This window comes from Synechocystis salina LEGE 00031 (assembly GCF_015207985.1).
Taxonomy (GTDB): Bacteria; Cyanobacteriota; Cyanobacteriia; order Cyanobacteriales; family Microcystaceae; genus Synechocystis; species Synechocystis salina.
In genome coordinates, this window is the sequence record NZ_JADEVV010000042.1 from 1 (window position 1) to 23,877 (window position 23,877).

General features: G+C 50.1%; 26 protein-coding genes. 12 read left to right on the top strand and 14 right to left on the bottom strand.

What is annotated here, in order from left to right:
• The 3 genes from IQ217_RS13700 to IQ217_RS13710 all read left to right on the top strand — a co-directional run.
• Positions 1-1,441 (top strand): ABC transporter permease (locus IQ217_RS13700; RefSeq protein ID WP_194020375.1); only part of this gene is annotated, 1,441 nt, incomplete at its 5' end.
• 43 nt (positions 1,442-1,484) lie between these two features.
• A complete protein-coding gene (locus tag IQ217_RS13705; protein ID WP_194020376.1) occupies positions 1,485-1,958 on the top strand; it encodes a low molecular weight protein-tyrosine-phosphatase in 474 nt (157 codons plus the stop codon).
• 148 nt (positions 1,959-2,106) lie between these two features.
• Entirely contained in the window at positions 2,107-3,027 is a 921-nt protein-coding gene (locus tag IQ217_RS13710; protein WP_194020377.1) for an ROK family protein, read from the top strand.
• A gap of 13 nt (positions 3,028-3,040) precedes the next feature.
• Here the strand turns inward: IQ217_RS13710 and IQ217_RS13715 are convergent, their stop codons facing one another.
• The 5 genes from IQ217_RS13715 to psaC all read right to left on the bottom strand — a co-directional run bounded on the left by IQ217_RS13715 (position 3,041) and on the right by psaC (position 5,738).
• The gene (locus IQ217_RS13715; RefSeq protein ID WP_228024122.1) at positions 3,041-3,544 is read right to left on the bottom strand and encodes a DUF2062 domain-containing protein; all 504 of its coding nucleotides are present in this window, start codon (positions 3,542-3,544) and stop codon (positions 3,041-3,043) included.
• A 118-nt stretch (positions 3,545-3,662) separates the two neighbouring features.
• A complete protein-coding gene (locus IQ217_RS13720) occupies positions 3,663-4,250 on the bottom strand; it encodes an NYN domain-containing protein (RefSeq protein WP_190596863.1) in 588 nt (195 codons plus the stop codon).
• A 178-nt stretch (positions 4,251-4,428) separates the two neighbouring features.
• Positions 4,429-4,989 (bottom strand): Uma2 family endonuclease, encoded by a 561-nt coding sequence (locus IQ217_RS13725; RefSeq protein ID WP_194020378.1) that lies wholly within the window; start codon positions 4,987-4,989, stop codon positions 4,429-4,431.
• 52 nt (positions 4,990-5,041) lie between these two features.
• Positions 5,042-5,311, bottom strand: coding sequence for a photosynthetic electron transport-dependent transcriptional regulator PedR (gene pedR, locus IQ217_RS13730; RefSeq protein ID WP_194015132.1), 270 nt, complete (start codon positions 5,309-5,311; stop codon positions 5,042-5,044).
• Between the two features lie 181 nt (positions 5,312-5,492).
• A complete protein-coding gene (psaC, locus tag IQ217_RS13735) occupies positions 5,493-5,738 on the bottom strand; it encodes a photosystem I iron-sulfur center protein PsaC (RefSeq protein ID WP_002764973.1) in 246 nt (81 codons plus the stop codon).
• A gap of 368 nt (positions 5,739-6,106) precedes the next feature.
• Here psaC and IQ217_RS13740 point away from each other — a divergent pair, with 368 nt between their 5' ends.
• Positions 6,107-7,684 carry an NAD(P)H-quinone oxidoreductase subunit 4 gene (locus IQ217_RS13740; RefSeq protein ID WP_190596859.1) on the top strand — a complete coding sequence of 526 codons (1,578 nt, stop codon included), beginning with the start codon at positions 6,107-6,109 and terminating at the stop codon, positions 7,682-7,684.
• A gap of 301 nt (positions 7,685-7,985) precedes the next feature.
• Positions 7,986-8,240 carry a hypothetical protein gene (locus IQ217_RS13745; protein WP_190596857.1) on the top strand — a complete coding sequence of 85 codons (255 nt, stop codon included), beginning with the start codon at positions 7,986-7,988 and terminating at the stop codon, positions 8,238-8,240.
• Between the two features lie 26 nt (positions 8,241-8,266).
• Here IQ217_RS13745 and IQ217_RS13750 read toward each other — a convergent pair whose 3' ends face one another.
• Complete coding sequence (locus IQ217_RS13750; RefSeq protein WP_194020379.1) at positions 8,267-9,052, bottom strand: HAD family hydrolase; 786 nt, start codon at positions 9,050-9,052, stop codon at positions 8,267-8,269.
• 328 nt (positions 9,053-9,380) lie between these two features.
• On the opposite strand from IQ217_RS13750, the gene IQ217_RS13755 reads away from it, so the two are divergent.
• Positions 9,381-12,071 (top strand): phycobilisome rod-core linker polypeptide, encoded by a 2,691-nt coding sequence (locus tag IQ217_RS13755; protein ID WP_194020380.1) that lies wholly within the window; start codon positions 9,381-9,383, stop codon positions 12,069-12,071.
• Between the two features lie 265 nt (positions 12,072-12,336).
• Complete coding sequence (locus IQ217_RS13760; protein ID WP_194020381.1) at positions 12,337-14,526, top strand: glycoside hydrolase family 57 protein; 2,190 nt, start codon at positions 12,337-12,339, stop codon at positions 14,524-14,526.
• A 9-nt stretch (positions 14,527-14,535) separates the two neighbouring features.
• Here the strand turns inward: IQ217_RS13760 and IQ217_RS13765 are convergent, their stop codons facing one another.
• Together IQ217_RS13765 and IQ217_RS13770 are read right to left on the bottom strand one after the other, a co-directional pair.
• Positions 14,536-15,738 carry a DNA double-strand break repair nuclease NurA gene (locus tag IQ217_RS13765; RefSeq protein ID WP_194020382.1) on the bottom strand — a complete coding sequence of 401 codons (1,203 nt, stop codon included), beginning with the start codon at positions 15,736-15,738 and terminating at the stop codon, positions 14,536-14,538.
• A 22-nt stretch (positions 15,739-15,760) separates the two neighbouring features.
• Positions 15,761-16,273: a hypothetical protein gene (locus tag IQ217_RS13770; RefSeq protein ID WP_194020383.1), complete on the bottom strand. Its 513-nt coding sequence runs from the start codon at positions 16,271-16,273 to the stop codon at positions 15,761-15,763.
• A gap of 251 nt (positions 16,274-16,524) precedes the next feature.
• Between IQ217_RS13770 and IQ217_RS13775 the strand changes: the two genes are divergently transcribed.
• The gene (locus tag IQ217_RS13775; RefSeq protein ID WP_194020384.1) at positions 16,525-17,595 is read left to right on the top strand and encodes a Gfo/Idh/MocA family protein; all 1,071 of its coding nucleotides are present in this window, start codon (positions 16,525-16,527) and stop codon (positions 17,593-17,595) included.
• A 253-nt stretch (positions 17,596-17,848) separates the two neighbouring features.
• Here the strand turns inward: IQ217_RS13775 and IQ217_RS19275 are convergent, their stop codons facing one another.
• On the bottom strand, positions 17,849-17,977 hold the full coding sequence (locus tag IQ217_RS19275) for a hypothetical protein (protein WP_255512805.1): 129 nt from the start codon (positions 17,975-17,977) through the stop codon (positions 17,849-17,851).
• Here IQ217_RS19275 and IQ217_RS13780 point away from each other — a divergent pair.
• The 4 genes from IQ217_RS13780 to IQ217_RS13795 are packed head-to-tail and all read left to right on the top strand — an operon-like array spanning position 17,976 to position 19,899.
• A complete protein-coding gene (locus IQ217_RS13780; protein ID WP_190596837.1) occupies positions 17,976-18,617 on the top strand; it encodes a beta-carboxysome protein CcmP in 642 nt (213 codons plus the stop codon). The genes IQ217_RS19275 and IQ217_RS13780 overlap by 2 nt on opposite strands.
• 40 nt (positions 18,618-18,657) lie before the next feature.
• Positions 18,658-18,849 (top strand): hypothetical protein, encoded by a 192-nt coding sequence (locus IQ217_RS13785; RefSeq protein WP_190596835.1) that lies wholly within the window; start codon positions 18,658-18,660, stop codon positions 18,847-18,849.
• Positions 18,846-19,373: a tetratricopeptide repeat protein gene (locus IQ217_RS13790; protein WP_190596833.1), complete on the top strand. Its 528-nt coding sequence runs from the start codon at positions 18,846-18,848 to the stop codon at positions 19,371-19,373. Before IQ217_RS13785 ends, IQ217_RS13790 begins: the two co-directional genes overlap by 4 nt.
• 58 nt (positions 19,374-19,431) lie before the next feature.
• Positions 19,432-19,899: a CBS domain-containing protein gene (locus IQ217_RS13795; RefSeq protein ID WP_190596831.1), complete on the top strand. Its 468-nt coding sequence runs from the start codon at positions 19,432-19,434 to the stop codon at positions 19,897-19,899.
• Here the strand turns inward: IQ217_RS13795 and IQ217_RS13800 are convergent.
• The 5 genes from IQ217_RS13800 to IQ217_RS13815 form a co-directional block, all read right to left on the bottom strand.
• The gene (locus tag IQ217_RS13800; protein WP_194020385.1) at positions 19,896-21,224 is read right to left on the bottom strand and encodes a recombinase family protein; all 1,329 of its coding nucleotides are present in this window, start codon (positions 21,222-21,224) and stop codon (positions 19,896-19,898) included. The two genes, IQ217_RS13795 and IQ217_RS13800, sit on opposite strands and share 4 nt — an antisense overlap.
• A gap of 20 nt (positions 21,225-21,244) precedes the next feature.
• On the bottom strand, positions 21,245-21,568 hold the full coding sequence (locus tag IQ217_RS13805; RefSeq protein WP_190596826.1) for a metal-sensing transcriptional repressor: 324 nt from the start codon (positions 21,566-21,568) through the stop codon (positions 21,245-21,247).
• A 108-nt stretch (positions 21,569-21,676) separates the two neighbouring features.
• Positions 21,677-21,931, bottom strand: a complete 255-nt coding sequence (locus tag IQ217_RS19520; RefSeq protein WP_228024121.1) for a type II toxin-antitoxin system RelE family toxin — start codon at positions 21,929-21,931, stop codon at positions 21,677-21,679.
• A complete protein-coding gene (locus IQ217_RS13810; RefSeq protein ID WP_194020386.1) occupies positions 21,928-22,128 on the bottom strand; it encodes a hypothetical protein in 201 nt (66 codons plus the stop codon). Before IQ217_RS13810 ends, IQ217_RS19520 begins: the two co-directional genes overlap by 4 nt.
• A 49-nt stretch (positions 22,129-22,177) precedes the next feature.
• Complete coding sequence (locus tag IQ217_RS13815; RefSeq protein WP_194020387.1) at positions 22,178-23,800, bottom strand: NAD(P)/FAD-dependent oxidoreductase; 1,623 nt, start codon at positions 23,798-23,800, stop codon at positions 22,178-22,180.
• Positions 23,801-23,877 lie beyond the last annotated feature (77 nt).

The window sequence follows — 23,877 nt, forward strand, 5'->3', positions numbered from 1 at the left end:
GGGCACGGCCTGGTTAGTGACCATGTGCCGTTTTCCCGGTGGCCGCTGGTTGGAATGGGCTTTGCTATTACCGTTATCCGCTCCAGCCTATTTATTGGCCTATGGCTATAGCAATCTTTTGGATTATTACGGCCCCGTACAAACCCTGCTGCGGGCCATTTTCGGTTGGGAGTCGGCCCTTGACTATTGGTTTCCCAATATCCGTTCCCTCTGGGGGGCGATCGCCATTTTGGCCTTGGTGTCCTATCCCTATGTTTATCTTTTGGCCCGCCTCGCCTTTTTGGAGCAGGGAATTTGTACCCTAGAAGCCAGTCGTTCCTTAGGCTGTAATCCCTGGCAAAGTTTTAGTCGGGTTGCCTTACCCCTGGCTCGGCCGGCGATCGCCGCTGGCTTGGCTTTGGTGATGATGGAGACTTTGAATGATTTTGGCACAGTGCAATATTTTGGGGTAAATACTTTTACCACGGGCATTTATTCCACCTGGTTCGGCTTTGGGGAAAGACAAGGGGCCACCCAACTGGCTGCCTTTTTAATGATTTTTGTCTTCCTGTTGGTGGTTTTGGAACGTTGGTCCCGCCGCCAGGCTAAGTTTTATCAATCCAGCAGTCCCCAGCAAAATCTCCCCCGTTATCAACTCCGGGGCCCAAGGGCGATCGGAGCCTTAGCTTTCTGTCTTTTTCCCTTCCTTCTCGGTTTTTTGGTGCCCGCCAGTTATCTCCTCTACCTCACCGTTTCCTATGCCCAGGAAGTCAAGAACAATAACTTTTTCCAGTTAGCTTCCCACAGCTTAATTCTCTCCTTCCTCACCGCGGCGATCGCCTTAGTAATTGGTTTAATCCTGGTTTATGGCCAACGATTGAGTCGTAAACCCCTGACCTCCTTTGCCGTTAAAGTTACCTCCATGGGCTACGCCATCCCTGGTTCCGTCATTGCGGTGGGGGTGCTGATTCCAGCGGGAAACTTTGACAACTGGCTAGCGGGCTGGTGGGAAAGGATTTGGGGCGTCAACATTGGTCTCCTCTTGAGTGGCACCATTGCGGTTTTAGTCTATGCCTACCTTGTGCGCTTTCTGGCGGTGGCCATAGGTTCCCTGGAAGGTAGTTTGGGCAAAATCAAACCAACTTTGGATGATGCGGCCCGCAGCTTGGGTAAAACCCCCACTCAAATTCTCTGGCAAGTGCACACCCCTCTCATGACTGGCGGTCTGCTCACTGCTGTGATGTTAGTGTTCGTGGATGTCATGAAGGAATTGCCCGCTACGTTGGTAATTCGTCCCTTTAACTTTGACACCCTTGCCATCCGAGTCTATCAATATGCTTCCGATGAAAGGTTGATTGAAGCCGCCGCCCCGGCCCTAACCATTATTTTGGCGGGGATGTTGCCTGTAATTTTCCTCAGTGTGCAAATTGCCCGTTCCCGCCCCAGCGAGGGGCAAAGTTGACGGATAATTTGTTCAAATTCCGTTTGATTTCAACTTTTTAACCATGAAATTGTTATTTGTTTGCTTGGGAAATATTTGCCGATCGCCAGCGGCGGAAAATATTATGAACGCCCAGATTGACCAAGCGGGCTTAGGAGGACAAATTATCTGTGACTCTGCGGGTACTTCCAGCTACCATGTGGGGGACTCTCCCGATCGCCGTATGACAGAAAGTTTGAAAAAACGGGGTTATCGAGTACAGGGGAGAGCTAGGCAGTTTTTTCCGGAAGATTTCGAGAAATTTGACCTGATCTTAGCTATGGATCAGGATAATTACCGCAATATTCTCGCCCAAGACCGCCAGGGCAAATATAAAGATAAGGTAAAAATGATCTGTGATTATGCAGAAAAATTTGGCGATCGAGAAGTCCCCGACCCCTATTACGGCGGACAGGCCGGTTTTGAGCATGTGATTGACTTACTAGAAGATGCCTGTGGCCATTTGCTCACCAGTTTGGGTAAGGAATTGGTCAATTAGTCCCCATTCCATGGCTCATTTGGTTACCGGATTTCCCTTGACTAGTCTGTGGGAATTTGAGGCCCATTCGAGTATGGCTGGTATTGCTCCCCTGGAGGGTAAAATTAGCAAGCTTTTCTGTTTGAAATTATAGGTTTTCCTTAATGGCATGAGTTCTTCCTCTCCCATACACCGTGAGGTCATTGGCATTGACATTGGCGGTTCCTCCATTAAGTTTGGCCGTTTCCTGGGTAATGGAGATTGCACCGAGTCCTTGGTTTTACCCACGCCCCAACCGGCTTTGCCCAAGGCGGTTTATGCCCAGTTAGCCCATGGCATTGACCTGTTGAAAAATTCAGCTTGTGTGGCGATCGGCGTCGGTATGCCGGGGCCAGCGGATGCGGCGGGGCGGGTGGCCCAGTTAGCAATTAATTTGCCCCAGTGGCACGACATTCCCTTGGCAGATTGGTTGGAAGACCATGGGCAGTTGCCGACGGTATTGGAGAACGATGCCAATTGTGCTGGTTTGGGAGAAGCTTGGCTGGGAGCGGGCAGGGATTACCGTAATTTTATTTTGCTTACCCTGGGTACGGGGGTGGGGGGAGCGGTGTTTTTAAATGGCAAATTGTTTACGGGGCCCCAAGGAGCCGGGGGGGAATTGGGGCTAATTTCCATCGAAACGGAGGGCTATCCTTGCAACAGTGGTAATCGGGGCTCTTTGGAACAACATGCTTCGGCCCAAACCCTACGGCGGGAGATGAATCTGACAGGCCTAGAATTGGCTCAATTGGCTGCCCAGGGGGATGCGGAGGCGATCGCCTATTGGGAAAAGTTTGGCCAGCGGTTGGGCATGGGCATTGCTAACCTGGTCTATGTTCTGACCCCAGAAGCAGTAATTATTGGCGGCGGTCTAAGCGCCAGTTCCAGTTACTTTTTTCCTTCCATGACATCGGAAATCGAGGAAAGGGTGTTGCTGCCTTCCCGACGGGGCTTAAAAATTCTAGTGGCCCAACTGGGGAACCGAGCGGGCATGATTGGTGCGGCCCGCCTAGCTTGGCAAAAGTTGGTTTACCGCACTGATGCCCCCTGAACGAGATGGGCTGCTAACGACCACGACCTTTCGATTTCTGCTTACGGATTGCAATCCAAGTGAAGCTCCTCAAGCCAAAGACATAGGCTGTTAAGCCCACCCCAATGCCTGCTACTAAAGATCCTACAAATAGGGCGATCGCCGCATCGCCACCATACTTGAGCAATTCCGTTGACTGCCAGTCCAATTCGTTAAAGGGAATACCTTCCCGTTGCAACAACAAAAGCCCTAGACGGTAGTTAAACCAGTAGATAGGCACATAGGTAAAAGGATTACTGATCCAAGTGGCCCCCGCTGCCACGATTTTGTTGCCCCGCAGAGGAATGGCCAACACCAAGGCGATCGCCGTTTGCAAACCAAAAAACGGAAACATGCCGGCAAAGGAACCCACGGCCAAACCCCGGGCCAAGGCATGGGGTGAACTCTGTAATCGTAATAACTTGACGTATAAATAGCGGATTTGTCGTTGCCACAGGCGCCAGTGGCCGGCTTTGCGGGGGGGAGTCAAGTTAACCAAGATGCTTGAGGTGGGGGATAAGGAGTGGGGAAGATTATCAGTTATTTTAACCAAGATGTTGCGAAATTCCCCATCCTCCCACAGGGGCGGGGCAAGAATTCAATCTTCAATTTCCCCACTAATCGACGCCGTAACGCCATTGACTAAGCTTTTCCCGCACCGATGGGTCTAATTTATGCACCCAACCCCGTTGCTTTTCCCCTAACGGTTTGCCCTTTGGCGATCGCCGTTGACTCTTTTTGCCGTAATGCTTGGCCTGTTGGCGAATTTGGGCCCGACTTTGATCCACTTCCTGGGCCAAAAGATGGGCCGACATCCATTCTGCACCGTAACCCACCACCGTTAATTGCTGGGCCCGGTCAGAAGTAGCAACAATCACCCGACCGGGATACTCATAGGTGTGACGACAATAATGGGCACAACGCTTTTCAATGAACGTGTCGGCAGTTTGGAGCCAGGCGGTGTAGTGGATGGAAAGGTGGGGGCTAGGATGCTCTTGGCTTGCGGGGCTTTGTTGGTACTGAGCGTCAAACACCACTTGGGTTTGATATCCCTGATGACTGCTGTAGCTGATCAATTCATCAATCAGGGTTTGCCGGGCCATTTCCAGCCCAAAGCTTTCACGGGTTTGTTTGAGATGATTCCATTGGCCGATGATGTTGTAGCCATCTACCAGTAGGAGTGCGTTGTAATTGAGGGGCTTCATGGTGCAAGGAGAAGGTCATATATTAAAAGAAAAACAAAGTAATCAAAACATCAGCACCAGACTAGCCCCGCAGAGAATCCCCTGGCGATCGCCGTGGCACCGTGGTTAGAAAAGCTTGAAGAATCTAGATTTTAACAAAATTTATAAAAATTTAATTTTTCCCCCAATACTTCCCCCATCACATTAACCAGGCAAAAAGTTCACCAACACTGATTTGGAAATCGTCCGCAAAGGTTGGCACCGGCACAATTTCAGGTAGTTTGTCGATTACTTGAACTTGCTTGTCACGCCTATAAACCAGTATGGTTTGCTCCTTTGGATCTACGAGCCAGCCCATCTGGGTGCCATTCTCCAGACAGGACAAAATATTTTTAATGACTCGGACTGGGCTTTGGTCAGGGGAAAGAATTTCAATAGTCCAATCAGGAGCCAAGTCAAACAGATCCACAATTTCTCCTGAAGAATCACGGGGAATACGGTCTTGGGTAAACACGGCAATGTCCGGCACAATGGAGCGATCACCAAAGGTACAGCGTAGTTCCGAAAGGGCTAATGCCCGCCGTTGGGAACTGAGGGTCTGATTCAAGCTTGCCGACAATAAGGTTTGTAGGAGACTATGCTTGCCTTTGGGCCTCGGTTTTTCTCGGACAGTACCATTGATGTATTCTTGGGCTGGTTTAGTCTCTGGTAATGCCATGAATTCTGCTAAGGAAAGTGTCTTTACTGGAGTAGTAACCATGGCTGGGTTTCTTCAGGAAAAATGACCAACGAATCAAACTCACCACCCCAATCTAGGACACACTGCCCTCGCCCGGCAGCACACAGCAATTAACATCATTCAGACAAACCTTGCCCCATTGCAGGGCCCAGCGCACCAACTCCACCCGATTTTCCGTGTTGGTCTTCGTCAGAATATTACTGACATGGTTATCCACTGTTCTTTTGCTAATCTCCAAACGCTCTGACACCTCCTGGTTGGTCAGGCCGATCGCCACCAGGTCTAAAATTTCCAATTCACGATCCGATAGGGACGCAGGGGGTTGATAGTTCCCGGCCAGCATGGGTGATTATCCTCAGGTATATTTACTCAGTCGGTAGACTATATTCTATGGTAATCCCCCCGTCAAGCCTAGCTTTAGGCAAATAAAAAAGAAGACCCCAGGGGCCTTCCCAGCTCAGAAGCTGTCAAAGTTCGATCAAAAGTTGGAATAATGGCGGGGCTAGTTACCGGATCTAAACGACCTAGTAAGCTAAGCCCATACTGCGGGTGGTTTCGGCACCCAAATAAACTCGGATACTTAAAAAGTCTGTGGGACAGGCGGTCTCACAACGTTTGCAACCAACACAATCCTCGGTTCTAGGGGAAGAGGCGATCTGAGCGGCTTTACAACCATCCCAGGGCACCATTTCTAGAACATCGAGGGGGCAAGCCCGGACGCATTGGGTACAACCAATACAGGTATCGTAAATTTTTACACTATGGGACATTGACTATCGGCTCCTTAACCGAGGGTTCTCCGTAAAGTCGAAAAAAATAATATTGTCAGGATTATGGGCTAGTTTACCCCAGACCTGAATTTCCTTCCGGAAAAAACGCCATAACTTTAAATTCTGTTACATCTTTGCCGCAAATCGGACCAAATAACCAAGCAAAAGCTCTCCAGTGGGGGTCAAACCCTAGGCAAATCAAATCTTAACCATAGAAAAAAACCTAGGTACAAACAAAAATTTGCAGGGTGGCGATCGCCAGAGGCGGGCAAGTTGCTTACAAAAAGTTAGAAAAAATTAATCTTTTCTGCGGGCCCGGCCGGAAAAATCCCTGCTAGATTATTGTCTGTAAAGACTATCTGGGTAGTATGAGCACTTTTCCCTGGCTGACCACGATCATCCTTTTGCCGATTGTGGCGGCTTTATTCATTCCCATTATCCCCGACAAGGACGGTAAAACCGTTAGATGGTATTCCCTGACGGTGGGGCTGGTAGACTTTGCCCTCATCGTTTATGCCTTCTACAGTGGTTTTGACCTGAGCCAGCCGGGATTGCAATTGGTGGAAAGCTACACCTGGCTACCCCAGATTGATCTCAAATGGTCGGTGGGGGCCGATGGCCTGTCCATGCCCTTGATTATTCTCACCGGTTTTATTACCACCTTGGCCACCATGGCCGCTTGGCCCGTCACCCTGAAGCCCAAACTCTTTTATTTCCTCATGCTGTTGATGTATGGGGGACAAATTGCGGTGTTTGCGGTGCAGGATATTTTGCTCTTTTTCCTAGTGTGGGAATTGGAGTTGGTGCCGGTGTATCTAATTCTCTCCATTTGGGGGGGCAAAAAACGTCTCTACGCAGCCACCAAGTTTATTCTCTACACGGCGGGGGGGTCTTTATTCATCCTGTTGGCAGGACTGACCCTGGCTTTTTACGGCGATGTCAATACCTTTGATATGTCGGCGATCGCCGCTAAGGACATTCCCGTTAACCTGCAGTTATTGTTATACGCTGGCTTTTTGATTGCCTACGGCGTTAAGTTACCTATTTTTCCCCTCCATACCTGGTTGCCCGATGCCCATGGGGAGGCCACCGCTCCGGCCCACATGTTGCTGGCGGGAATTCTGCTGAAGATGGGGGGTTATGCCCTCCTGCGGATGAATGTGGGGATGTTACCCGATGCCCATGCCGTATTCGCGCCGGTGTTGGTGATTCTGGGGGTGGTGAACATTATTTATGCCGCTTTCACTTCCTTTGCCCAACGGAACCTAAAACGGAAAATTGCCTACTCCTCCATTTCCCACATGGGCTTTGTCCTGATTGGCTTAGCGTCCTTTACAGACCTGGGCATGAGTGGGGCCATGTTGCAGATGATTTCCCATGGTTTGATCGGGGCCAGTTTATTCTTCATGGTGGGGGCCACCTATGACCGGACCCATACCCTGATGTTGGATGAGATGGGGGGCATTGGCCAAAAAATGAAAAAGGGTTTTGCCATGTGGACAGCCTGTTCCCTTGCTTCCCTAGCCCTGCCCGGCATGAGTGGCTTTGTGGCGGAATTGATGGTGTTTGTTGGTTTTGCCACCAGCGATGCCTATAACTTAGTTTTTCGTACCATTGTGGTGGTTCTCATGGGAGTCGGGGTAATTTTGACCCCCATTTATCTCCTCTCCATGCTCCGGGAAATGCTTTACGGCCCCGAGAACGAGGAATTGGTCAACCATACCAATCTGGTGGATGTGGAACCGAGGGAAGTGTTTATCATTGGTTGTCTGCTGGTGCCCATCATTGGCATTGGCTTTTACCCCAAACTAATTACCCAAATTTACGACCCCACCATTAATCAACTGGTGCAGACGGCCCGGCGATCGGTGCCGAGTTTGGTGCAGGAGGCCAGTATTTCCCCCTTGGAAGTCACCGCTTTACGGGCCCCCACCATCGGTTTTTAAATCAGATTTCAGACAGCAAACGTTTGAATCATAATCTCGGGGAGATGTCCTTAATTCTCCCCCAAATTTTTCTCACTCCCTGCTCAAAAAATTAGGCTGTTGGACTTTTTCCCCTGGTAGCTATGGGGAATTTTTTGTTGTTTTCAAGTATGTTTCCAGGGTCCATGTGGAAAAGCGCCATTGCTCCTGATGCTCCGCCACTTTTTTTAGCAAGTTTGTGTTACGCTTGGCTAGGATAATCGGTTAACGTTTCAAGACCTTTTCTAGTACTTCTAATACCCCCCAGGACAAACATAAATCCATGAAAAATATCCCTGCAATGATTGGTGGCAGCTTAATTGTTGGCTCCTTTGCGCTGTTCGGTGGGGCTATGCCCACTATGGCCCAGGAAGTGGAATGCGAAGCCTATGAAGAAGATGGTATGGGGGTTGCGGTTTGTGTCGATGACGAAGGTAATACCGCTGTCAGTGTTACGGATGAAGAAGGCAATCAAGTCACCATTGTGGAAGATGAGGAAGGCAACGAATATACGGAAATTATTGAGGTTGAACAGTAGATTAACCTCCGCCTCTTTTTTTTAGCTCACCATTGGCCAAAGGGGCGGGAAAATTGCTGTAGAGATATTAAATGAAAACGGCAGTTATTTTTAGCGGATTCCCTCGTGTGGCTGGTGTTATAACCCCAATCCGCCAGGAATAAACTGCTTTGTCCTAAGGCAGGTTGGTCAGCAACGGTTTGTAGGGTGGTTAACATATCCTCCACAAACCAGAGTTGGTCGCTGGCATAATTGTGTTTGATCAGTAGTTGTTGCAGAGTCTTATATTTGGGCTGTTTGATTTCCTTGCCGATAATTTGACCAAGGGGAAAATTCACCTTTTGGTTTTGGAGTAACTGTTGCACAAAGCGGCCTTCCTTGGTGGTGACGATATAAAGCCATCGGGGGTAGGGGGATTGAAGCCAATGGTTTAATTGCTCAATTACCCCCGGATAAAAACGATGCAGTTCCAGCCAATAGGTCAAATCCTGGTTAATGTAATTGTCCCGGACTTGGTCTAGGGCTGGAGCTAGTTGGAATTTGCCAATTTGTTCTTGGTTTTGTAACGTCTGGGCGACGGTGGGCCATGTTTTCTCAATAGTTCCGGGGTCTACGCCCGTAGCCAAAGCTTGTAGTAATAGAGGCATTTCCCACCCTGTTTCGATCACTGGTCTGAGACGATAAAAGTTATCTCTTTGGCGATCGAGCTTTTCTGGCGGTAGATTTGGCCAGATTTGTCGACAAACCTGACGACTAGTTTGAAAATATTCCTGCAAACCGTCACAGATGACACCGTCAAAATCTAGGACTAGCAAATGGGGAAATTTTTCCATAGATTTATAAGGGGAGTATCTAACGGATTCACTACTGCATTATTGACGATGTTTTGCCAGTCTTAGGATTAATGCCAACATTTTCTCGGTGCTCTCCTCAGCCCCCCCTAGCCTAGCCTCAGGAATGCCTACGGAATTGCTAAATAGGGCCATTCAATCAAGTTCTCCTACACAAAAGTTAACAAAGCCCCTGTAGCGTTCCGAAACGTTCTACCCTAGATGCTGATTCACTTTTTTATGATGAACCTTTAAATAAGCCTTGGCCGGGCGGCTTTTTCCCTCGTTTTAAGGCGATCGCAATTTTGTTAATGGGAGATAATGAAATCCAATGAGTGTTAAGGCAAGTGGTGGCAGCTCACTAGCGCGACCCCAACTCTACCAAACCGTTCCCGTCTCCGCTATCAGTCAAGCAGAGCAACAGGATCGCTTCCTAGAAGGGTCAGAACTAAACGAGTTAACAGCGTATTTTCAATCCGGTTCCCTGCGCCTAGAGATTGCAGAGACCCTAACCCAAAATGCCGACTTGATCGTCTCTAGGGCCGCCAATCGAATTTTCACCGGCGGTTCCCCCCTCTCCTACCTGGAAAAGCCCGTTGAGCGGCAGCCTGCATTGGTGGGTGCCTCCAGTGACAGTCGTAACGGCAGTGTTACCTACGCCGAAAGCAATGGGGGCGGTGGTCTCTTTGGGGGACTCCGTTCCGTTTTTAGCAGTACTGGCCCCATTCCCCCTGGTTTCCGTCCCATTAACATTGCCCGGTACGGTCCCAGTAATATGCAAAAATCCCTCCGGGATATGTCCTGGTTTTTGCGCTACACAACCTATGCCATTGTTGCCGGGGACCCCAACATTATTGTGGTCAATACCCGGGGATTGAAGGAAGTTATTGAGAATGCCTGTTCCATTGATGCCACCATTGTGGCTATCCAGGAAATGCGGGCTGCTTCTGCCGACTATTTCCGAGCCAATGCCCAAGCAAAAGAGATTGTCCTGCAATACTTTGACATTCTCCTGAGTGAGTTTAAAGCCCCCACCCCGGCCAACAAAGTACGCCAAGGGCCTTCCAACGATATCCAAGGTTTGGAACTACCCCAGAGCTATTTCAACGCCTCGGCTAAGCGGCAAAAATACGCCATGAAGCCTGGTTTGTCTGCGTTGGAAAAAAATGCGGTCATTAAAGCCGCCTACCGCCAAATTTTCGAGCGGGATATTACCAAAGCCTACAGCCAATCCATTTCCTATCTGGAGTCCCAGGTACGCAATGGCGATATTTCCATGAAGGAATTCGTCCGTCGCCTGGCCAAATCGCCCCTCTATCGCAAGCAATTCTTTGAGCCGTTCATCAATAGCCGGGCTTTAGAATTGGCCTTCCGCCACATCCTTGGCCGTGGTCCCAGTTCTAGGGAAGAGGTGCAAAAATATTTTGCCGTTGTTTCCAGTGGTGGTTTAGCGGCGCTGGTGGATGCCCTAGTGGATTCCCAGGAATACGCTGATTACTTTGGCGAGGAAACGGTGCCCTACCTGCGGGGCTTGGGGGTTGAGGCCCAGGAATGCCGCAACTGGGGGATGCAACAGGATCTGTTTAGTTACAGTGCTCCCTTCCGTAAAGTTCCCCAATTCATCACCACCTTTGCCCAGTACGATCGCCCGTTACCGGATCAACACGTGTATGGTTCCGGCAATGATCCCCTGGAAATTCAATTTGGGGCCATCTTCCCGAAAGAAACCCGCAATCCCAGCAAGCGTCCTGCGCCCTTCAATAAGGACACCAAGCGGATTCTGATTCACCGGGGTCCGGCGGTCAATAACCAAGTGGGCAACCCCAGTGCAGTAGGGGAATTTCCCGGCAGTCTCGGTGCGAAAGTATTCCGTCTCAACGGCGGCTTACCCGGCGCCAAAGTGGGCAAAAATACCGGCACCAGCGTCAAATTTGGGGAAAGTTCTACCCAAGCTTTGATTCGGGCGGCCTATCGTCAAGTGTTCGGTCGGGACCTCTATGAAGGGCAACGGCTCTCCGTGGCGGAAATCCAACTGGAAAATGGCGACATTAGCGTGCGGGAATTTATTAAACGCCTGGCTAAATCGGAATTGTTCCTCAAGCTTTACTGGACTCCCCACTACGTCTGTAAGGCGATCGAATACATGCACCGCCGTCTCCTGGGCCGTCCCACCTATGGTCGCCAGGAAATGAATCAGTACTTCGACATTGCTTCCAAACAGGGCTTCTACGCTGTGGTGGAGGCCATGATCGACAGTAAAGAATATAGTGATGCCTTTGGGGAAGACACCGTTCCCTATGAGCGTTACCTCACCCCCGCTGGTTTACAAATGCGTTCTGCCCGGGTTGGTTCCATTCGGGAAGACATCGGTCAACGGGTAGACAAGGAAGTGACCCCCCGTTTTGTGGAATTGGGCCAAGTTTCCACTGTGCGTACCGAGCCGGAAATCGCCTACCGCAGCAACCAAGGGGTTACCCGACAACGGCAACAAACCAAAATCTTTAAGTTGGTGTCCACCTACGATAAGGTTGCGGTTAAAAATGCCGTCCGGGCCGCCTACCGCCAGGTGTTTGAGCGGGATCTGGAACCCTACATTATCAATTCTGAGTTCACTGCCCTGGAAAGTAAGCTCAGCAACAATGAAATTAACGTTAAGGAATTCATCGAAGGTTTGGGTACTTCGGAGCTCTATATGAAGGAGTTCTATGCACCTTACCCCAACACCAAAGTGATTGAAATGGGCACCAAGCACTTCCTGGGCCGGGCTCCCCTCAATCAAAAGGAAATCCAGCAGTATAACCAAATTTTGGCCAACCAGGGTCTACGGGCCTTCATTGGTGCCATGGTGAATAGCATGGAATATCTACAAACTTTTGGTGAAGATACGGTGCCCTATCGCCGTTTCCCCACCCTGCCCGCGGCCAACTTCCCCAACACGGAACGGCTGTATAACAAGCTCACCAAGCAGGATAAGGAATTGGTGGTCCCGAGCTTTACCCCAGTGGTTAAGGTGGGAGGTTAAGGACAGATTGCTTCACCTTAGCCATCTCTGATTAGTTGATTGATTGTTCTAACCTAGCTGGTACTCTGCACTGGCTAGGTTTTTTGTTGAGGAGGATTGGGCGGCCCAGTTTTCACCATGGAGCAAAAGGCACTGAATTGACCAAGGGGACAAAATAGCCAAAGGCTGACAAAGACTTACCAAAAGTGAATTTTATGGACAGTTCTATTAGTTATGCTGTGAGGGATGGTAATGATTATTGGTCGCTTTTGACCCTCCCCTTGCTATGGCCTATCCGTTGTATGTCGCATTTATTTGGCATCAACACCAGCCTTCTTCCCAGTCCTACGGCATGGTGGGTGCGGGTCATGGCCGCTATCAGTGGCCCTGGGCGCGATTGTATGGTACGAGGGACTACGGCGGGTTAATCAAACTCTGGGGAAGATATCCAACCCTACACCAAACAGTGAGTTTAACGCCCTGTTTACTAGCTCAATTGGAGGACTATGCCCAGGGCAGGGCGATTGATCGCCATTTAGCCCTCACCCTAAGCCCGGTGGAAAAGTTAAGCCCAGAGCAAAAGGTGGAAATTCTGACCACTTTTTTTGAGGCTGATCCCCGCACACAAATTTTTCCCCAGGATCGGTATCAGCAGTTATATGAACAACGCCAGAGGCAAGGGCTGAATTGGTGCATATCCCATTGGCAACCCCAGGATTTTAGCGACCTGTTGGCCTGGCATAACTTAATTTGGTTTGATGCTCTGACCATTGCTGAGGATCGGGAAGTACGGGATTGGTATTTTCGGCAAAAATCCTTCACCCTAGGCGATCGCCAAAGAATTGTTAGCAAACAACGGCAAATTATTCAGGGTATTATTCCCCTCCACCGCCAATTACAGAATTCTGGGCAACTAGAAATTATCACTAGTCCCTACGGTCACCCAATTTTGCCCCTGTTGGCGGATACCAATATTGCCCGCACTGTCCAGGCTGCTTTGGCCCTGCCAGATCCCCGCTTTTGTTGGTCGGAGGATGGGGTCAAACAATTACAACGGGGTAAGCAATACTATCGGCGCATCTTTGGGCGGGAATCCCGGGGTTTATGGCCGCCCGGGTTAGCGGTTAGCCCTGCCATGGTGCAAACGGTGGCCCAACTGCGTTTTGAGTGGTTATGTGCTGATGAGTCTGCCCTGGCCCAAAGTTTGAGCACCAGTGCGGAACGGGCAGGTTGGCTAAATTCCGTCTATCGAGTGCCCACGGAGGACGGGGAGTTGGCCATGGTATTTCGGGATCAACAATTATCAGACTTGATTAATTTCCACTATGGCCGTTACTCTCCTTCCCAAGCGGCCCAGGATTTAATTGAGCGACTTTTGGCCCGCAGACAACCCCAAGAAACTTCCCAACCCAGACTGGTGACCATTGCTCTAGAGGGGGATGTTACCTGGAATAGCTATGACCAGAATGGCTTTACCTTCTTGCATCAGTTCTATCAGCAGTGTGAACATTTGAGCCGCCAAGGGCTACTGCAGTTGGTAACTGTGTCTGAATTTATTGATCGGTTTCCTCCCACCAGAGTATTGGCCGGACACAATGGCATTCCTAGTCCGTTGGTAGGTTCCTGGAATGGGGGCGATTTCAGTAAATGGATCGGTCAACCTAGCCAGAACCAAGCCTGGGATTACTTAATTGATGCGAGGCAAACTCTAGCAAGTCATCCTGAAGCCACAGAGGAAAATAATCCCGAAGCTTGGCAAGCCCTCTATGGGGCCGAAAGTTCCGATTGGTTTGAGGCTTTTGGCCAAGGTCATTCCCAAAAAATCCTCAATTCTGAAGCCCTATTCCGCCAACATCTGATCCGGCTTTACCATGCCCTCAATGAAACTTTGCCTGGTTATCTACAGCATCCCTTAATTGATCAAAATGGCGATCGCCCGTTGGGAGGCCATCTCTATCCCCACTGGGATAATTTAACCAATTTAATTCCTTGGCAGGTGGCTAATAGCTTGCCGGTGCAAGGGGGAAATGAGTTCGTGCAACAAATCTACTATGGCCACGATCGCCAACGGTTGATCCTCCGGTTAGACTTCCAACGACTGTTGCCGGAGTTAGATCCCGATGAGCTTCATCTGGCCTGGTATTATCCCTATGTGCCCCATGGCCATGCTCCCCTGGCGATCGCCTCCCTGCCGGATCAAGCACCGTTAAATTACTATTTCCACCACCATTGCCGCATTAATCTCCACCATCTCCAAAGTCACCATGAAATTGCCGTGGGGCCCAACCGCTGGCACCTCAACCCCCAACGGCCCCAACTGGTACATCAAGACGAAATTTTGGTGGTGGTGATTCCCATGACAGCTTTACCCGAAACTAGGCCCGATCGCCTCCATCTGTTGCTTTTACTAGCTGAACAAGGGGAATTTATGGCTAATTTGTCGGGGGAAAATCTGTTGGAATGGACCCTATCCTAGGCCCTTTACCTAAACCACTGTGTTTCTTTTCCGTGCTTCTTTGTAGGAAGGGCCCACACTGCGCAGTCCAGTCTTGACCAGTTGTTGTTCTAACAAGGCAAAAAATCTACGGCGATCGCCGCCCCGCACCACCGCCTGATTGTGGGCTTCCGCTAGGGCCACGGGATAACCAAAACCCTTTTCTATCTGACTGAGCACAATGGCCAGAGATTGATTGAGCAACTCTGAATCTTCCACCAGCCAGGCGGGAAATTCCACCCGGGCCACCTCCGATCCCCCATGGACGTAACAAAAACAAACCCGCATTGCCGGAGCATAGGCTTCTAAAATGCGGGCATTACTGCTCCAAATGGGGCCCCGTTGCCCTGGGGAGAGAATCCCTTGCCACAGACTGCTATCCCGCAGAGGATCAAAAATCTGACAGGGGGTTTTCCGTTCCTCCGCCTGACATCCTTCACAATGGCTGACACAATTGGGGCTTTCGTGGGGACAAGCCTGGAGCCGTAAAAGGTTAATGGACTCCACACTTCTGGGGGCGCTGATGTAACTCACTAGGGGAATGCGAGCTTGGCGCAACGTTTCCCAGGCGGCCAAAATGGGGTCAAGGATTTGATTTCTGGCTTCCTGGGGTAAACTTTCCAAAAACCAGTAAATTAGGGAGCCGTCCACCATGGCCAGGTTGGGATCGCTGTGGGGCCCTGGGGGACTGACCCAACGACAAGCTAGGGCCGCTAACCGTTCTGCTTCCAACACTGTGCGGCGGTGCCCCAACCATTCCTCGGTGCGAATGCCCCAACGACGGGAGGCATATAAATCCTCAGGGCGAAAATACACTTCCGGCACACTGTCCAGTAGGGGATGCAAATTTTGCCCGTAGTGGAGCATTACCCGGCCAATATTGAGTAGATAACAGTAGGCAATTTCATGGTGGGAAGGGGCAATTTGGGAGCCATCCGTGGCAAAAACACTGTGGTTTACCGGTGCCTCCCCAATCACTACCCTCGTATCTAAAGGCTCCAACGGCCTGGCCACCGCAAAAAAGAGGCGATCGCCCCATTCCGTTAATGTGTTGAGTAAATGGGTCTGGTGCTGTTGGGCTTGGAAAAATAACTCCTGAGCCCTTTCCAGACGTTGATGGCCGGCGGTGGCTTCTTGGCGAAAATGTTGCCCTAGGGCCGGCATTTGACCAGCTAACTTGGTGAGGTCAAGCATGAAGGAGAGGCAAAATTAAGGGCTAGTAGAAGAAAATCGCCCCGGTGGGTTGCAGATTGATGGAGCGATGGCCGTAAAACCGGTTTTCTATATTGACATCTCCCTTCGTTACCGTAATCACCGCCACATTGTCCTCCCCTACCATTTGGGTGCGGGCATCCACCGGCACAGTAAACTTAAGCACAAAGGATTGCTCCGGAGTGCTGGGGGTGGCATTGTCTGGATAGACCATGATGTAGGCATTATTGCCAAAATTTTCTAGCATGGCCGATTCTCCAGGGGCGACCACCGTGGGGGGGAACGATTCCAGGTTAGTGATGTCGTAGTCCAGGGCTAAGTCCGTTTCGTTCACGAGCTTGACCTTAACTGGCCTTTTGGGATCGAATCTGCCAATGGGTTGCCAAAATCCTGGCTGATAGGTGGTGGCAGGGGGATCCTGCGCTTCAACTCTGGCAGTGGAAGCAATTGAAGTCAAACCAACAAAAGCCATTGCCAGTAAAGTCAGAGAGGTGGTTAGGGGACGACTATTAAACATAGGGCAATTCCTCGAGCAAGTTTGGTGAAGTTTTTTGATCAAATCACCAAAATCATTGCAAGCACAACCATTGGGGTCACTTTTAGCCCCGGTCTAGAAAATTGGCAACAATCTCCACTGGGCCGGTTTTTGCCTAGGGAAAGAAGACAAACACGGCCTGTGCTAGTATCTAAGGCATGAATTTTCGTGAAGTTAATTATAACAGTCAGTATTTTGCGGCTGGCTAGGTGTTTAGGAGTGGCAACAGCATCATGACGAGCCATCAGCTCAACGGGCAACGGAGTTACCTTCAGCCGATCCGCATCGGGGTGATTGGGGTGGGCAATATGGGACAGCACCATACCAGGGTCCTTAGTCTGATGAAGGATGTGGAGTTTGTGGGCATTGCCGATGTCAATGTGGAGCGAGGTCTGGACACCGCCAGTAAGTATCGGGTGCATTTTTTTGAAGATTACCAAGAGATGTTGCCCCATGTGGATGCAGTTTGTGTGGCGGTTCCCACCAGGCTTCATCACGATGTGGGCATGAATTGTTTACAAAATAATGTTCATACTCTGATCGAAAAGCCCATTGCCGCTAGCATTGCCGAAGCAGAGTCATTGGTCAATGCCGCCGCCGATGCCAATTGCATTCTCCAGGTGGGGCACATCGAACGCTTCAATCCAGCATTTTTGGAACTAACCAAAATTCTTAAAACGGAGGAGTTATTGGCGATCGAAGCCCATCGCATGAGTCCCTATTCCCAGCGGGCCAATGATGTGTCTGTGGTGTTGGATTTGATGATCCACGACATTGACCTATTGCTGGAACTGGTGGGTTCTGAAGTGATCAAACTATCCGCTAGTGGCAGTCGGGCTTCCGGATCAGGCTATTTGGATTATGTCACCGCCACTTTGGGCTTTTCCTCCGGCATTGTGGCCACCCTCACCGCCAGCAAGGTTACCCACCGCAAAATTCGTTCCATTGCCGCCCACTGTAAAAATTCCCTCACCGAAGCAGATTTCCTCAATAACGAAATTCTTATCCATCGCCAAACCACCGCCGATTGGAGTGCGGACTATGGTCAGGTGTTGTACCGCCAGGATGGATTAATCGAAAAGGTTTACACTAGCAACATCGAACCCCTCCACGCCGAATTGGAGCATTTTATCCACTGTGTACGGGGGGGAGACCAACCCTCTGTGGGGGGAGAACAGGCCCTCAAAGCGTTAAAGCTCGCCAGTTTAATTGAAGAAATGGCCTTGGACAGCAACGGCTGGAATGCTTTGGAAGCGGCTTCAGAGTATCAAAACGTGACTTTGGCCCTGGGGGCTAGCATTTAAATGGTCTCTATCTAATGGGTTGGGACTAATTTGACGGCAACAGTGCTCTTATCTTTGCTTTTGGATCTGCCAATCCAGATGGCATCACCCATGGCACAAAGTCGGGCTCCGAAGTGATCAGTTTTGGGGATTTTCTCGACGAGGACTGAAATTTCGATGACATCATCGTCAGATTTACGCTGACTTAGTCTATGGGCATTATCGGGGCAAGCCGGTATTCAGGTAAGATAGGTCGGTGTTTTCTGCGGTTGACCTACAGGGTTTGACCCTGTTCCACTGGCTGACGCCCATAGTTTTCCCTACTGCTGTGAATCACTTTGTTTGGAGGAGGGACGGCCCGCAACGTCAGCCCACCGCCATTGTTTTGCACTCCAATTGCCATGGGCATCGAACTCCGTAGTTACGTTTACCTGGATAGTCTCCAGTCTCAACATGCCGCCTACATTGGGACGGTGGCCTCCGGCTTTTTGCCCCTACCGGGGGATTGCTCCCTCTGGGTGGAGGTTTCCCCAGGCATTGAAATTAACCGCATTACCGATATTGCCCTCAAGGCGGCGGTGGTGCGGCCAGGGGTGTTATTTGTGGAACGGCTCTACGGTTTGCTGGAAATCCATGCCAGTAATCAGGGGGAAGTGCGGGCAGCAGGACAGGCTATTTTGCAATATATTGGCGCCAAAGCCAGTGACTGCATCAAGCCCAAGGTGGTGTCTAGTCAAATTATTCGTAACATTGATGCCTACCAAACCCAGTTAATTAACCGTAATCGGCGGGGCCATATGTTATTGGCGGGGCAAACCCTCTTTGTGTTGGAGGTGCAACCGGCGGCCTATGCTTCCTTGGCGGCCAACGAAGCAGAAAAGTATGCTTCCATCAATATTTTGCAGGTTAGCTCCATTGGCAGTTTTGGTCGACTTTACCTAGGAGGGGAAGAAAGGGATATTAAAGCGGGGGCCCGGGCAGCCATTGGGGCGATCGAGAATGCCCCCGGCAAAGTACCCACCTTAGAAGGTAAAAATGAATAATAGGGCTAGGGCAAAATATATTTCCTGATATGTTGATTTCATGTCCCTCCCCGATCGCCAGGGAAAGGTGCCGATGGGAGCCTGGAGCATTTTCCTAGTGAGATGGAAGCGTAACCACGTACAATGGGCTTCTGGGGTTGGCGATCGCCAAAGATATTGGCCGTCGGTGCCGTTGCCTATTTTATCGCCCGTTAATTCTTTTACCGAAGCATTAAGTTTATTGTTCCCATGACTGAGTCTCTACCCATTGTTTATCTTTCCGTTTTGTTGATTATTTTGGGGGGATTGGGCGTATTTGTCTTCAGTCAGGTGTTAAAAGCCCGCCGCCTAGAAAACACCTTTGGTAAACTGCAAAAAAAACTACAAAACAGTAAAGGCAGTGCCCAGGAATATTATCAATTGGGCAGCATTTATTTAGATAAAAAATTATATTCCCAATCCATAAACTTATTTCAAAAAGCCCTCAAAATGGGAGAGGAAGTGGAGCCAGAAAACCAAGCACTGATTTATAATGCCATGGGCTACGCCTGTTTTGCCCAGGAGCAATTTGATCTGGCCATTCGTCATTACAAAGATGCTTTGAAACTATTCCCAGATTACGTCATTGCTTTGAATAATTTAGCCAATGTTTATGAAAAAAAACAAATGGTTAACAAAGCCCTAGAAACCTACGAACAAACCTTGGCAATAGAACCAAATAATAAAGTAGCTCAACGGCGGGCCAATTCCTTGAAAAAACGCCTTGTCGAGACTTAAAATAGATTGGATGCAAGCAAGAAAAGTTAGGTCAAAGTCCCACATTTAACATAGTTTTATGAGCAGAACGGTTGGGGAAGTGATGACCCCGAATCCCATCACAGTCAGACCCGATACCCCCCTACAGGATGCCATTCGTCTGTTGGCGGAGAACCGCATCAGCGGCATGCCGGTGCTGGACGATCAGGAGAAATTGGTGGGGGTCATTTCCGACACCGATTTGATGTGGCAGGAGTCTGGGGTGGATACACCTCCCTATGTGATGTTGCTAGACAGTATTATTTACCTGCAAAATCCCGCCCGCCACGAACGAGAATTGCACAAGGCCCTGGGACAAACCGTGGGGGAAGTGATGAACGATGTCCCCATTAGCATTTTGCCCACCCAAACTCTGCGGGAAGCGGCCCATTTAATGAATGAGAAAAAAATTCGCCGTCTGCCGGTGCTGAATGTGGAGAGTCGGCAACTGATTGGTATTTTGACCCAAGGGGACATTATCCGCGCCATGGCCCGGGGAGAAGCCTAGGTCGCTGGGTTTTCCTTTTCCCCAAAGACGAAAGTAAGGCAAAAATTCCACCCCTGGGGTTGGCGGTCTAATTGGATGCTACGGATAAACTCCCGGAAGTAGAAGCGGCGCTCCGTTTCCGAAAGGTCTCGCCAAAATTGAGGCAGGGAAACGGCGGGGATAATGCGTTGCAATTCGTCCGGGGGCAATTGGGCCAACTGTTGTTGTAATTGGGCCAGGTCTTGTTTCAGTTGGTACCGACGCAGTTGATGCGTGTGGCTGTCTAGTATGCCCCGCTCTTCCCAGGTGGGTAGTTGCTCCAGTAAACTTTGCTTTTCCCCGATCGCCTGTTGTAAATTTTGGTAATGCGCTCCCAGGGAAGAGGGGGATAGTTTATCCACGGCTAAGGGCAGTTGCCGACAAATTTGCTCAATAACTTGCTCTAAAAATTGCCCATAGGCGATCGCCTGGCATTTAGGTTTTTCAGGACAATGGCGGGGTCGGAGATAGAGATAGGCTTTGTTTTGGTGGCGGGAAGTCACATGGGCTACCACCCAGGGAGTCTGGCAACGGTCACAATTAACTAAGCCGGCCAGGGAACGGGGGGCACTAGCGGTGCGGCGGGGTAAAGGGGCATTACGGCGCAAGAGACGGTCAATCTGGGCCGCTTCGGTGCGGCTTAACAAAGGAGCGTGGGTGTCGGCAATGACAGTCTGATTTTGGTAGAGCAGATCGCCCCGGTACACGGGATGGGTTAACCAACGTCGCCCGGTGGCCACCGCAATTTTTTTGCCATAGGTCTGCTCTAAATAGCGGACAGAACTCCGCAGGGAACCGGAGAGGAGAAATTTTTCAAAAAATGCCTTCACCACTGGGGCGGTGGCTCGGTCCACCACATAGTGGCCAGCGCTACGGCGATAACCATAGGGGGCTTTACCGGGAGGAGGAGCCAGGGCTAGACGATTACGGGCGTGGCCCCGCCGGAGATGATCCCTACGTTGTTCCTTGTCCAGAGTGGCCCATAGTTCCGACCATTGTTGTCTGGCGATCGCCATGTCGGCCTTGCCATTGTTTTGGTAATCCTGCTCCAGGGCAATGACAGTGATACCGAAACTTTCCAATTTTGCCAAAGTTTGGCTGACCTCAAGGGCGGACTGGCCCAATTCCTTGAGATTTTTGACCAGACAATAATCGGTGCTCTGACTTTGGCAATCCTCCATCAATTCACCCAGGGCCCACCGTTCCTCCAGATCCACATAAACCCGGTCCACCTCCACTCCCCAAATCTGAGGATCTATAGGGGCATCCAACAGGCGATCGGAGTAAACGTAGGCAACAATACGCATGGCAACAGGTGACAAAAACCCTACAAAAACCGGTCTAGGGCCTGTTTCAGTTCCGCCAACTCCTGCTCAATATTGCCCTCTGCCGCCGCCCTGGTGATGCACTCATTCATGTGGTCATCCAAAATTAATCTAGCCACCCGGTCCAACGCTCCCCGGATCGCCGCCACCTGAATTAAAACCTCCGGGCAAGGACGATTTTCCTGCACCATGGTTTTTACTCCCCGGATGTGGCCTTCAATGCGGGAGAGGCGATTAACCAATTTTTGTAAGGATTCCTGGCTGTGGACGTGGGGATGGGCGTGGCTATGGCGGGCAGAAGGATGGGGGACGGGTTGGGAAGTCATACGTTCAATATTTGTCGATAAAACCATTGCCGGATTAGACAATTTTTCTTGATGTTAGCGGGGTGGGGAATTTTGCGCCGCTGATGGCTTAGCTTTGGGAGGATACCGTTAGCCCAATAGCTTATCGTAATCTTCGTGTGTACCAATCCAAAACCAAACATAGCCGTCATCGGTTTCAATCGACAATGCTCGATAATGCAAGGTGACTCGAACAGACCATAGTTCTCCCACTTTTTTGAAATGAAGCGAGGGATGGCGAGGATTTTGACTTAGTAATTGATAAGCCTTATCTGCCCGTCTCTGAATTTCTTCTGGCAGATGCCGATAACAAAGCCAGAAATCAGAGTTCGTGTGATGGTTCAAAGCACTTTTGTCCGACCAGCACTATGGTCTGCCAATGCCTTTTCCGCTAAAGCTTTTAGCTTACCAGACTTAGAGTCCTGCTCAATTTGACAATCCCAGGCCTGCCAATCATATTCATGGAACCATTCTCGAAATTTGGCGAAATCCGAGGGATTTAGCTGTTTAACTTGCGTTTCAATTTGTTCTAAGTTATTCATTAACTTTATCAATACCCTAGCTAGGTTTGGCGTTAAAAAATTATTCTGCTTAGATGTCAACTTTAGCAAAAAAATCCAAGGCGATCGCCTCTGCTACTTTAATACCGTCAATGCCAGCGGATAAAATCCCCCCTGCGTAACCGGCCCCTTCCCCGGCGGGATAAAGACCAAATGTATTGATGCTTTGGAAGTCATCCCCCCGTTTAATGCGAATGGGAGAAGAAGTGCGGGTTTCCACCGCAGTTAACACAGCATCTTCCATGGCAAAACTCCCGATTTTTTTATCAAAGGCTGGAATGGCTTCTCGCAAAGCGGCGATCGCATAATCGGGCAGACTTTCCCCCAGGTTGACTAGTTTTACCCCCGGTTTATAGGAAGGTAGAACGGAACCAAATTTAGTGGAAGGTCGATCGGCTAGGAAATCCCCCACCAGTTGCCCCGGCGCTTGGTAATTTGCTCCCCCTAACTGGAAAGCTCGTTCTTCCCAATGTCGTTGTAAAGCAATGCCTGCTAATGGGTGTTCTGGATAATCTTCCTCCGGATTAATGCCCACCACAATGGCACTATTGGCATTGGCTTCATCCCGAGCGTATTCGCTCATGCCATTGGTAACTAATCTGCCTGGTTCGGAGGCGGCGGCCACGACTTTTCCCCCTGGGCACATACAAAAGCTGTAAACCGATCGCCCGTTTTGGCAATGGTGAACTAATTTGTAGTCGGCGGAACCAAGGCGGGCATGGCCAGCTTGGGGACCATAGCGACATTGGTCAATGAGGGCTTGGGGATGCTCAATGCGAAAACCGAGGGAAAAGGGCTTGGCTTCTATATAGACTCCTCGTTCAAATAACATCTGAAAAGTATCCCGGGCACTGTGCCCCACCGCTAGCACCACATGGTTAGTGGCAATATATTGACCATTTTCCAGGGTTATCCCCTGCACCTGATTCTGTCGGATATTGATGTCGGTAACATGGCTTTGAAAATGAATTTCTCCCCCCAACTCCTCTATCGTGGAACGTAAATTTTGGACAATTTTCACGAGGCGATAGGTGCCAATGTGGGGGCGGTTGATGTAAAGAATTTCGGGATCGGCTCCGGCATTGACAAATTCCTCCAACACCTTGCGGCCGTAATGGTTTGGATCCCGCACTTGGCTATAGAGTTTGCCGTCGGAAAAAGTCCCTGCTCCCCCTTCTCCAAACTGGACGTTGGATTCAGCATTGAGTTTTCCCTTCACCCAAAAGCGGAATGTGTCCACACTGCGGTCCCGCACTGATTTGCCCCGCTCCAAAATAATCGGCTTCAGACCCATCTGGGCCAGTAGTAAACCGGCAAACATGCCACAGGGCCCTGTCCCAATCACAACGGGCCGTTTCCCTTCGACCACTTGACCTGGTTTGGCCTGGGCAACAAACTCATAGGTCATGGCTGGGGTGGGCGCAATCTGGCGATCGCCGGCAAATTTGGCCAGTAACTTTTCCGCTTGAGGTGTTGCTACGTCAACGATATAGACCAGCAGAATATGGCCTCGTTTGCGGGCATCATAACTACGTTTGAAAATGGTGTAACTGGTTAATTGTTCTTTACTAATGCCCAGCTTTTTGAGAATGGCCTGTGCCAGGGCTGTGTCGTCATGGTCTAGGGGGAGTTTGATTTCGCTAATGCGTAACATTGATCTTGGGTTTCAATTCTGACAATTTTTAAGCTAATTTCCCATGGCGATCGGCAAGCTAGTCAGTTGCAAAACCG